The organism is Micromonospora sonneratiae (assembly GCF_042679305.1).
Classification (GTDB): Bacteria; Actinomycetota; Actinomycetes; order Mycobacteriales; family Micromonosporaceae; genus Micromonospora_H; species Micromonospora_H sonneratiae.
Genome location: NZ_JBHTMP010000031.1, coordinates 54,596 through 65,910, shown reverse-complemented (window position 1 = coordinate 65,910; position 11,315 = coordinate 54,596). Strand labels below are relative to the sequence as shown.

The 11,315-nt window shown below is 69.4% G+C and carries 6 protein-coding genes; 4 read left to right on the top strand and 2 right to left on the bottom strand.

The features are described 5' to 3' along the window. Positions 1-2: 2 nt before the first annotated feature. The 4 genes from ACFQ4H_RS20135 to ACFQ4H_RS20120 are packed head-to-tail and all read left to right on the top strand — an operon-like array spanning position 3 to position 4,744. Positions 3-1,040, top strand: coding sequence for an NAD-dependent epimerase/dehydratase family protein (locus ACFQ4H_RS20135; protein ID WP_377572566.1), 1,038 nt, complete (start codon positions 3-5; stop codon positions 1,038-1,040). Then, positions 1,037-2,236 (top strand): class I SAM-dependent methyltransferase, encoded by a 1,200-nt coding sequence (locus ACFQ4H_RS20130; protein WP_377572564.1) that lies wholly within the window; start codon positions 1,037-1,039, stop codon positions 2,234-2,236. Before ACFQ4H_RS20135 ends, ACFQ4H_RS20130 begins: the two co-directional genes overlap by 4 nt. Before the next feature lie 13 nt (positions 2,237-2,249). Further along, positions 2,250-3,164 carry a glycosyltransferase family 2 protein gene (locus ACFQ4H_RS20125; protein ID WP_377572563.1) on the top strand — a complete coding sequence of 305 codons (915 nt, stop codon included), beginning with the start codon at positions 2,250-2,252 and terminating at the stop codon, positions 3,162-3,164. A gap of 23 nt (positions 3,165-3,187) precedes the next feature. After that, entirely contained in the window at positions 3,188-4,744 is a 1,557-nt protein-coding gene (locus ACFQ4H_RS20120; RefSeq protein ID WP_377572562.1) for a lipopolysaccharide biosynthesis protein, read from the top strand. A 431-nt stretch (positions 4,745-5,175) separates the two neighbouring features. On the opposite strand, the gene ACFQ4H_RS20115 is transcribed toward ACFQ4H_RS20120, so the two are convergent. Both ACFQ4H_RS20115 and ACFQ4H_RS20110 read right to left on the bottom strand, forming a co-directional pair. Further along, a complete protein-coding gene (locus ACFQ4H_RS20115) occupies positions 5,176-8,031 on the bottom strand; it encodes a PQQ-dependent sugar dehydrogenase (RefSeq protein WP_377572560.1) in 2,856 nt (951 codons plus the stop codon). Positions 8,032-8,513: 482 nt separating this feature from the next. Continuing rightward, a complete protein-coding gene (locus ACFQ4H_RS20110) occupies positions 8,514-11,285 on the bottom strand; it encodes a PQQ-dependent sugar dehydrogenase (protein WP_377572558.1) in 2,772 nt (923 codons plus the stop codon). Positions 11,286-11,315: the final 30 nt, after the last annotated feature.

The following is an 11,315-nucleotide window of genomic DNA, read 5'->3' as shown; positions in this document are numbered from 1 at the left end:
ACGTGCGTGTTCTCGTGACCGGCCACCATGGATATCTCGGCAGCGTGCTCACCCCGATGTTGCGGGCCGCCGGACACGAGGTGACCGGACTCGACACCGATCTCTTTGCGGATTGTCTGATCGGGCCGGCCCCGGCCGAGGTTCCGACATTGCGCCTCGATCTACGCGACGTGCTCCCGGAGCACTGTGCCGGATTCGACGCCGTCTGCCATCTTGCGGCGCTCTGCAACGACCCGATCGGCAACCTCGATCCCGAGCTGACCTACGAGATCAACTACCGGGCGACGCTACGCCTGGCCAGGTCGGCGAAGGCGGCCGGCGTTTCCCGCTTCCTCTTCTCCTCCTCGTGCAGCCTCTACGGGGCCGGGCTGGACGACCGACCGCTGACCGAGGACGCCGGGTTCGCTCCCGTCACCCCGTACGGCGACTCCAAGGTCCGCTCCGAGCAGGGGCTGGCCGAGTTGGCCGACGACGACTTCTCCCCGATCTTCCTGCGCAACGCCACCGCGTACGGCTTCTCGCCCCGGTTACGCGGTGACCTGGTGGTCAACGACCTGACCGCACACGCACTGCTCACCGGCGAGGTACGGCTGCTCTCCGACGGCTCCGCCTGGCGGCCACTGGTGCACGCCGAGGACATCTGCGCCGCGTTCCTGGCGCTGCTCGACGCGCCCCGGGAGCAGGTGCACGGCAGGGCGTACAACGTCGGGTCCAGCACCGAGAACTACCTGATCCGGGACGTCGCGGAACTCGTAGCCGAGGTGGTCCCCGGCTCGACGGTGACCTTCGCCGGTGGCGCGTCGGCGGACGCCCGAAACTACCGGGTCAACTGCGACCGCATCGCGGCCGAGGTGCCCGGGTTCCAGCCCCGGTGGACGGTCCGCAAGGGGATCGAGGAGTTGGTCGAGGCCTACCAGCGGCACGGACTGGCCCTGGCTGACTTCGCCGGCCCCCGGCACCAGCGGCTACGCCGGATCCAGGCGCTACGTGACGCCGGACGGCTCGACGCCGGGCTGCGCTGGACCGGGACACCGGCGTGACCGCGACGCTGGGGCGCAGGGTCGGCGTTCTGCGGTTCTGCGACGCCTGTGGTGGCCAGCCCCTGAGGCCGTTCGCCGAACTGGGTGAGATCCCGGTCTTCTGCGGGGTGCACTGGGCCAGCCGGGACGAGGCGCTGGCCTCGCCGCTGGGCACCATGTCGCTGGCGTACTGCCCCGACTGCGGCTACGTACGGAACATCGCTTTTGACCCAAATGCCCTGGTCTACGACGCCACAATGGACACCAACCTGCACCACTCACCGGCATTCCAGTCGTTCTCCACCAAACTGGTCCACCACCTGGCCGCCCGCTACCCGTTGCGCGGCGCGACCGTGCTGGACATCGGCTGCGGCCAGGGCGAGTTCCTGCGCGAACTGTGCCACGTCGCCGGCGCCCGCGGAATCGGCTACGACCAGATGTACGCGGGACCGACCGGCCCGGACCCGTCCGGCGCGGAGTTCCACTGCGCCGCGGCACCGCTGGACGACGATGCCCCGCCGTTCGACTTCGTCACCTCCCGTCACTGGTTCGAGCACCTCGCCGACCCGTACGGCTTCCTGGTCCGGCTGCGCGAGTTGGCCGGGGACCGGCCGGTACGCGGATACCTGGAGGTTCCGGACGCCGCATACGACCTCGCCACCGCCGGCTGGGAGGTGATCTACCCGCACGTCTCCTACTTCGATGGATACTCGCTGTGCCGAATCGCGCAGCGGGCCGGATGGCAGGTGGTCGCGACCGGCCCGCTGTTCTCCGGGATGTTCCGTTACGTGGAAATCTCCTGCAACCTCCCCGACCAGGACATCCTCACCACGCTTCCCGGACTGTCCGACCGGGACCGTCAACTCGACTCGATCGCCGGCTTCGCCGGCCGGCACGCGGCCGAGCGGGAGCGCTGGCGGTCCGTGATCGACCGGGCGTTGGCCGCCGACGACCGACCGGTCCTGTGGGGTGCCGGGTCACGCGGGGTGCAGTTCCTGCACCTGGCCGACCCGGACAACCGCCTCGCGGCGGTGGTCGACGTCAACCCCCGCAAGTGGGACCGGTACCTGCCGGTGACCGGGCACCGGGTGACTTCACCGGAAAGTCTCGCCACGCTGGGCACGCGCACGGTCATCAGCACCAACCCGGCTTATCGTAATGAAATCGGCGCAGCGCTCCGGGCGCTCGGCGTCGAGGCCGAACTGCTCGTTGCCTGACCGGGAGGGATCGATGGCCGGTACGCCCCGGGTCAGCCTCGGCGTCCCCCTCTACAACGCCGAACGCTATCTGGAAGGGTGCCTGGACGCCCTGCTGGCGCAGGACCATTCCGACTTCGAGATCATCATCAGCGACAACGCCTCGACCGACCGGACCTGGGAGATCTGCCAGCGGTACGCCGCCCGCGATCCACGCATCCGGCTCTACCGCAACCCGCGCAACTTCGGCGGCCACGTCAACTACGCGCGCGTCGTCGAGCTGGCCCGGGGCGAGTTGTTCAAGTGGGTCGCCTACGACGACGTCTGCCTGCCGTCGTACGTCAGCACCTGCGTGGCCGCCCTCGACGCCGCCGGGGAGCGGGTGGTGCTGGCCTATCCCCGTACCGTGCTGATCGACGAGGCGGGCGAGGTGATCGGTCCGTACGCCGACGGCATGCACCTGCGCGACCACCGGCCCTGGCGACGGGTGGCCGGGGTGGCTCAGCACATCAGTCTCTGTCACGCCCACTTCGGCGTGTTCCGGCTCTCCGCGCTGCGCCGTACCGGGATGATCCGGCCGTACCTCTCCTCCGACTACACGCTGCTGGCCGAGGTGGCCCGGCTCGGTGAGATCCACGAGGTGGACCAGCCGTTGTTCCAGCGCCGGATGCACGGCGCGTCCACCTGGCAGGGGGCCGACAGCTCCGCTGCCTCGGCCCTGGCCTGGTACGGCAAACAGGGTGCCCGGGTCCGCGCCCCCCGACTCCGCATGCTGGTGGAGACACTGCGCATGCTGTCCACCGGGGAGCCCCGGCTCTCCACCCGACTCAGTTCCGCCGCCGCGTTCCTCGCCACCTGGTGGGCGCGCCGGGTCCGGGTGCTGCTCGGACGCTGGCGTCGCCAACTGACCCAGCGGGTACGGACAGCCACCTCGAGAGGCACGTTCTAGTGACGGGCGCCTCGTCCGGCGCAGTGACCAGTCCGCAGCCGACCCCGGCACCCGGTCGGGTCGGCTCGGCGATCGGCTGGTCGTACGTCGTCACCGCCGGCCGGATCGGCTCGTCGGTCATCGTCACGTTCCTGCTGGCCAAGCTGCTGGGGCCCAGCGAGTTCGGGCTCCTGGCCATGGCGACCGTCTTCATCCTCTTCGCGCAGACCCTCATCCAGCAGGGGCTGGTCGCCGCGATCGTGCAGCGCGACAAGCTCACCGCCGAGCACCTCGACGCGGCCTTCGTCGTCCTGGTGCTGGCCGGGCTCGGCGTCGGCCTGCTCACCGCCGCCGTGAGTCCGCTGTGGGCGTTGATCAACCGGGCACCCGACCTGACCGAGGTGTGCCTGGCCCTCTCCCCGCTGGTACTGGTGCAGGGGCTGTCCATCGTGCCGGAGGCGATACTCCGCCGCGAACTGCAATTCCGGTCGATCGCCATCCGGACCCTGCTGGCCTCGGTGCTGAGCGGCGTCGTCGGGTTGGCCCTGGCGCTGGGCGGTGCCGGTATCTGGGCACTGGTCGGCCAGCAACTGGTCAATGCCGTCGCTGGCCTCGTCGTACTGTGGCTGGTCTGCCCCTGGCGACCGAGCCGGCGGCCGAAGCTCGGTGCGATCCGCGAACTGTGGGCCTTCTCCGCCCATGCAGCCAACGCCGGCCTCGGGTCGCTGATCAGCTCCAAGGCCGACATCCTCTTCACCGGTATCTTCTTCGGCCCGGTCGCCACCGGCATCTACCGGTTGGCCGCCCGGCTGCCCGACATGCTGGTCGACGTCACGGTCCGGTCGATCCAGCAGGTGTCGCTCTCGTCGTTGTCCCGGCTCCAGCAGGACCGGGCCCGCTTCGCCGCGCACCTCGTCCAGTTGCAGCACCTCGGTGCGGTCGCCGGCCTGCCGGTGCTGGGCGTGCTGGCGGCCACGGCGCGACCCCTGGTGGAGTTCCTGGGTCCGCAGTGGGCCGGCACCGAGATTCCGCTACAGCTGCTGTGCGTCTTCGGCGCGGTCAACGTCTTCGGCGTACTGCTCGGCCCGGCGTTGCAGGCGATCGGCCAGCCGGGGAAACTGGCCGCGATCCTGTGGAGCCGGGGCCTTCTCGGGGTGGCGACGCTGGCCGCCGTCGGAGCCCTCATCACCAGCGACGACCCGGTCGGCCAGGCCACAGCCGTCGCCGTGGCCGGGATCGCGATCCAGCTGACCGTCAACGCCGCCTCGATCTGGGTGACCGTGCACCGGGTGGCCAGGGCGTCCATCGGTCGCTTCCTCGCGCCCACCGGGCCGGCGGTCCTGGCCGCGCTGGCCGCCTCCCTGGTGCCGTTCGCCACCGACCGGCTCGGGGTCGACGAGCTCGGTCCGCTGGCCCGTCTGCTGGTGGTCGGCGCGGCAGCGGGCCTGGTAGCTGCGGCAGTGCTCTGGTCCACCGACCGGCCACTGCGCCAACTGGTGACTCCCCGGCTGATGCGGCTGCGCCGTACCCGAGCGGCGACCGGGACCCCCGCTGGCGCCCACTCGGTCGAGGCCTCCGCCACCCGCTCCACCGAGAAGTGAGGTCACCAGGTGGCGCGCGCCGTTGCCGTTGCCGTTCCTGTGGACGCTGCCGTCGACAGGTGAACGGCCCGACGAGGATGGTTCCGGTGCCTGTCGAGCTGGGTGCACGAACGGGGCAAGCCGTCGTGACCGGCTCCGTCGACACGGACCCCGGCAGCGCCATCCGGCCCGGATGGCGCATGGTCGGGCCACCGGGGACCGGCGGTCAGGGAGCAGGGGTACGACCAGCGGTGCGGACGGGAATCGTCCGGGTCACGTCGGGGGAACCGCGGAAGCACAGACGAGGCAGCTCGACAGGTTGCTCGACAGCAGACCCGACAACCCACCAGCCGGGGCCGAAAACCGCAGCCCCGGCTGTACCACCCGACACCATCCACCAGCCGGGGCCGAAAACCGCAGCCCCGGCTGTACCACCCGACACCGGTTGTATCTCACTCCGCTTCGGGTGGGGTGAAGATGATGGCCTTCCCGTTGGCCAGTACCGCCTGGTTCACGGAGAACTGCGTCGCGACCGTACCGGCGGCGTTCTCGATGCCGATCGTGGCCGAGTCGCCCCGCTCCCGGCCCTTGGTGTTCAGGTCGGCGTAGTTGTAGGTGATCTCGCCGTTCTCTCCAATGACCACCTCGAACGTGATCCGTGCCGACGAGGACCCGTAGAGCCCGATGTTGCGCCACTCCACCACGAACTGCCGGTACGGCGCGACACCGACCACCGCGGTACGGATGCTCGAGTCCGCGCGTACCACCAGGTCGTCCCAGAACGGATAGATCGCGGCGTTGGCCGGTTCCGGTGTTGGTATCGGGGTGTTCACCCCCCAGGACCGACCGGGATCCAGGAACGACATCCGACCGTTCACGTCCACCCACGCCCGGGTGTGGTGCTGCCCGTAGAAGGGGACCGGGAACGGCAGGTCGATCTCGGTGATCGCCTCGTCCCCGGCCAACGGCAGCACCGTCTGGTCGGCCGGTACGAACGGCAGGCCGGCCAGCGTGGAACAGGTGTAGCCGAAGCTGTCCCCGCAGCCGGCGGACCCGGCGAAGGTCGCGGTGTACGTCCTCGGCGTCGCCGGAGCGGTCACCACGTGGGTCCGGGCACCGCCGTCCGACCAGTTGCTGAAGCTGTAGCTGGAGGTCTGGAAGGCCTGCGGATCCGGGGCACTGATGGTGGTGGTCGCGCCGACGATGACGTCACGGACGGCCGGCGTGGTCAGGTTGATGCCGTTCAGGTTGAGCTGCAACCCGCTCGGTTCGCTGGCCAGGGTGAGGCTGACCGTACGCGGGTCCAGCCGCATCGTCGTACTGCCGGTCAGGCCGCCGCTGTCGGTGGCCGTCAACGTCAACTCGAGGTGGGACGGGTATTCATGATCGGGTGCCAGGAACGAGCCGGATGCCACCCCGGCGACGTCCTGCACCACGTGGGTGTGGCAGTTGTCCGGAACTGTGCAGTGCCGGTTGATCAGCTGCCAGGACAGCGCGGACGGCGGCAGTTCGCCCTCCTGCGGGTCGATCGCATGGCCGGAATAGGTGACACGGTCACCCACGACCCAGTGCAGTGCGGCGGTCGGTGAGTCGATCACCGGTACCGGCGCACCCGTACCGACCATGATCTGCACGGTCATGGTGTCGGTCCGGCCGCCGATGTCGGACACCCGCAGTCTGGCGTTGTAGGTACCGACCGCGTCGTACGTGTGGGACGTGGTGACGCCGGTGGCGTCGTACGTGCCGTCGCCGGTGAAGTCCCACTGGTAGGTCAGGATGTCGCCGGCATCCGGATCGGTCGACTCGGACGCGTCGAACGAGACCACCAGCGGAGCGTTGCCCGACATCGGCGTGGCCCGGGCCGCCGCGACCGGCGCCAGGTTTCCGGAGCTGTAGTGGAAGCGGCGTACGCTGCCGCCGGTCAGGTCCACGTAGTAGAGATCGTTGTCCGGGCCGATCACCAGGTCCACCGGCCCGGCAGCGGTGGCGGTGAAGATGACGATGTCGGCCGGGTTCGGCAGACCGTCGGCACCGGCCCGCATCGCCCAGATACAGCCGCGCGCGTAGTCGGCGAAGAACATCGCCCCCGCGTACGCCTCGGGGTAGCCGCCACCGGTGCTCGGATAGAACGCCACCCCCGTCGGTGACGAACCACCCGTCGGGCAACCGTCCCCGGTCGAGACGACCTGGCTGTGCGCGTACGTGTAGTGGGGGGCGGTCACCGTACCGGCCGGGGCCGAGTAGAGGCTGTCGCAGAGCTGTAGGCCGGCGGACCGGTAGCCGTTCTGCCGGATGTTCCCCTCGTAGCAGGGCCAGCCGTAGTTGCGTACCGGGCCGGCGACCGGGTTGGGGATCCGGTTGATCTCCTCCCAGGTACGCCATCCGACGTCGCCCGCCCAGATCTCGTTGGTGCCCGGCCGGAACGTCCAGCGGTACGGATTGCGCAGCCCGTACGCCACGATCCGACGGGTGTTGGCGTCGGTGCTGTCGGCCATCGGGTTGTCCGGCAGGGCGGCACCGGTGGCCGGGTCGACCCGGATCACCGTGCCGGAGAGCCCGGTCGGGTCAGCCGGAGTGCGTAGGTCCTGGGAGCGCAGTGCGCCCCCCTCGGCGGTCGGCGGTGTCATCGCGCCCCCGACCGGCGACGGCGGATCCCCACACGGGTTCGTCGGGTTACCCGCCTGGCCGTAGTCGGTGAAGGTGCCCGATGCCCCGTCGCCGGCGCTGACGTAGAGCGCGCCGTCCGGGCCGAAGGCGAGGTCACCGATCGAGTGGCTCTCGATCTGCTGGCACCAGTCGTGCAGCAGCACCTGTTCGGTGCCGGTCATCACGTTGCCGGCCGCCCGGAGCCGGGAGACCCGGCTGCTGGCCGGGCAACTGCCCACGGCCGCACAGGTGTCGTGGTAGGTCGGTGCGCCGCCATCGATCAGCCCGTCGTAGGTGTAGCTGACGTACACCCAGGGATCGGCGGGAAAGCTGGGTGACAGGGCGAGGCCGATCAGGCCCAGGTCCTCGAAGTCGTACACATTCGACCGGAGGTCGGCGAAGACCGTGCCGGTGGTGTCGGACAGGCCGTCAAAGACCTTGATGATGCCGTTCTTCTGTCCCACGAAGACCCGACCGTCCGGGGAGAAGACGAGTTTGGTCGGTCTGGTCAGGCCGGAGAAGACCACCTGCTGGGTGAAGCCGGCCGGCACCCCGGCCGCAACGGCAGGCTCGGGGTCACCGGGTGTCAACCCGGCCGCGATGGGCACCCCGAGGACAAACGCCAGAGACAACGACAGTGCCCGCCGCACTCTTCGCAACATGGCCATCCCCCATCCCGCAACTCCACGCCGCTCGAAGATCGGCGCATACTGCCTGGTCACAGGATCAGGGCCGGGGCACGGACAGACTGTCAATTCACGGACCGTGCGACGTCAGCCAACCGGCTCGAACTTAACGACCATTCAGTAGATATGCCGGGGCCGGGGAGGTAGCCACCCACCCCGTACGCCCGGCCAACTCCGCCATCCGTACGGCGGCGCGTGTCCCGCGATGCTATCCGAGAATGCGAGAACCACAACAAAGTCTCATCTTCAATGCCCCATAAGAGACAATGACCGGTCGACCCGAAGGGGATTCAGGAGTTTGCGCAGGCAGTCAGGGAATTCGCGAGGACGCTTCGACAATTCTCCCGACCGGCGAGGTTGACGTCCGGTAAATCGACTGCCGCCGCATCCCGGACTACTGTCGCAATTCTGCTGCGCAGCGGTCCGGAACACGACGGCAGGAAATCACCGGCCGACAATTACGAAGCACCCGGTGGGGTAAACACCACGGACGTACCGTTCACCAGGTTCGGCTGGTTGGTCGAGTAGCTGAGGGCCAACGTGCCCGTTGCGTCCTCGATGCCGACCGTGGCCGAATCGCCCCGCTCCCGGCCCTTCGTGTTCATATCCGCATAGTGGAAGGTCAACTCGCCGTCCGGCGTCAGGACCACCGAGAACGTGATCCGGGCCGACGACGAGCCGTACTGACCGATGTTGCGCCACTCCACAACGAACCGCCGGTCCGCGCCGGTGCCGACGAGCGCCGTCCGGATCGTCGAGTCCGCCCGGATCACCAGGTCGTCCCAGAACGGATAGATCGCCGCGTTCGGTCGGCTGACGTCCGGCACCGGGGTGTTGATCGCGGAGGGGCCCTCGGGCTCCACGAAGGACAGGAAGCCGTTGCTGGACACCCAGGCGGTGGAGTACGTCTGGCCGTACAGCGGGAAGGAGAACGGCAACGTGACCTGGGCGGCCACGTCGTCACCGGTCATCGGCAGCACCGTCTCGTCCGCCGGTACGAACGGCCGGGTGGTGGTCGTCGTACAGATATAGCCGAAGCTGTCGGCGCAGCCCGGGGCGCTGGTGTAGGTCGCGGTGTAGGTGGTGGCCGTCGCGGGAGCGGTGACCACGTGCGTGCCGTCCCCACCGTCGGACCAGTTGGCGAAGGTGTGGGTGAGGGCGTTGGCGCTCTGCGGACTCGGCGCGCTGATCGTGTTGGTGGAACCGACGATCACCGTACGGGTGAACGGGGTGGTCGCGGTCGACGCACCGACGCTGAGCCGGAGGCCGGGCGGATCGGTGGCGAAGGAGAGATCCACCGTCTCGGGGTCCAGCCGCCGGACGACCGTGTTGGACATCCCCTCGTCGTCGGTGGCGGTCAACTCGAGCTGGAGATAGGACGGGTACTCGTGGTCGGGTGCCACGAACGAGCCGGTCCCGACTCCGGTCCACTCCAGCAACGGATGGGTGTGGCAGTTCTCCACCGACTCGCAGTGCCGCATGCTCAACCGCCACGACAGTCTCGACGGCGGCAACGTCCCCTGCTGTGGGTCGGTGGCGTGCCCGGTGAAGGTGATCCGGTCCCCCACCCGCCAGCGGACGTCCGCCGTCGGGCTGTCCACCACCGCGGTGGGCGCGCTGTTGCCGGGCTGGATCTCCACCGTCGTCGTTCCGGTCACCCCCAGGGTGTCGGTGACGGTCAGTTTCGCGGTGAAGCTGCCGTTGTCGGGATAGGTGAAGGTGGCCGTCGGTGTGGTCGCGTCGACGGTACCGTCGTTGGTGAAGTCCCACTTGTAGGTCAGCCGACCGGCGTCGGCGGGGTCCGCGTCCGTCGAGGTGGTGCCGTCGAAGGCCACCGTCAGCGGTGCCGTCCCGCTGGTGGGCGCGGCGGTGATCCGGGCGACCGGTGGCTGGTTGCCCGGGTAGTAGCGGATCCGGCGGACCGTGCCGCCGCTGAGGTCCAGGTAGTAGAGCTCGTCACCGGGGCCGATGGCCAGGTCCACCGGGCTGGCGGCGGCCTGTCCGAAGGCCTCGATGTTGGTCGGCGACGGCAGGCCGCCCGGTGTGCTCGGACGCATCGCCCAGATGCAGCCACGCGAGTTGTCCGCGAAGAACAACGCGCCGGCGTACGCCGCCGGGTAGTTCCCACCGGTACGGGGATAGAAGGCCAGGCCGGATATCGCGTCACCGCCGGCGGCGCAGTTCTCCCCCGGCACCACCGCCGCGTTGTGGTGGTACGTGTAGTGCGGCGCCACCTGGCCGGCGCCGCTGTAGAGCGTCTCGCAGAGGTTGAGGTTGGCGTTGTCGTAGCTCGACATCCGGCCGGCGCCCTCGTAGCACGGCCAGCCGAAGTTGGTGACCCCGCTGGTCGGGTCGACCACCCGGTCGATCTCCTCCCAGGTGCTCCAACCGACGTCGCCCAGCCACACCTCGTTGGTGTCGGGGCGGATGGCCAGCCGGTACGGGTTGCGCAGGCCGTGCCCGACGATCCGACGGGTGTTGAAGTCGGGCGAGGCGCTCAACGGGTTGCCGGGTGCGGCGGCCCCCGTCTGCGGGTCGAGTCGCAGGACGGTGCCGTCCAGTCCGGTCGGGTCGCCGGTGGTGCGTAGGTCCTGGGCCCGTAGCGCACCGCCCTGGGCGGTGGGTGGGGTCATCGTGCCGCCGGGCGGATCACCGCACGGGTTGATCGGGTTGCCGAGCTGCCCGTAGTCGGTGGCGCTGAAGCTCGCGCCGTCGCCCGCGCTGACGTACAGCATGCCGTCGGTGCCGAAGCCCAGGTCACCGATGGAGTGGCTGGGGTACTGCTGGCACCAGTCGTGGATCAGCACCTGCTCTTCGCCGGTCATCACGTCGCCGCTGGCCCGCAGGCGGGAGAGTCGACCGGTGACCACACACCGCCCGTTGTTGGCGTCGCCGCAGGTGTCGTTCCAGACCGGGGCGGTCTGACCGGGCGGCGCATCGTAGGTGTAGAGCACGTACACGTACGGACTGCTCGGGAAGTTCGGGTGCAGAGCCAGTCCGAGCAGTCCCCGGTCCCACTGGTTGTGCACGTCGCGGGAGAGATCGGCGAAGATCGTCGGGGTCGGGTCCGCCAGGTCGTCGAAGATCTTGATGCGGCCGTTCTTCTCCGCGACGAAGACCCGTCCGTCCGGCGAGAACTCGATGTTGGTCGGCTGGTTGAGGCCGGTGAAGACGATCTGCTCCTGAAAGCCGCTCGGCAGGGTGACCGCCGCCACCGCCGTAGCTCGCATCGGAACGATGATGCTGGCCAGCAGGGCAAC

What these genes read in the sequence shown, in the direction of transcription:
- ACFQ4H_RS20125 (WP_377572563.1), top strand. Translation starts at nt 2,250, where the DNA reads ATGGCCGGTACGCCCCGGGTCAGCCTCGGCGTCCCCCTCTACAACGCC.
- ACFQ4H_RS20115 (WP_377572560.1), bottom strand. Translation starts at nt 8,031, where the DNA reads ATGTTGCGAAGAGTGCGGCGGGCACTGTCGTTGTCTCTGGCGTTTGTC.
- ACFQ4H_RS20110 (WP_377572558.1), bottom strand. Translation starts at nt 11,285, where the DNA reads ATGCGAGCTACGGCGGTGGCGGCGGTCACCCTGCCGAGCGGCTTTCAG.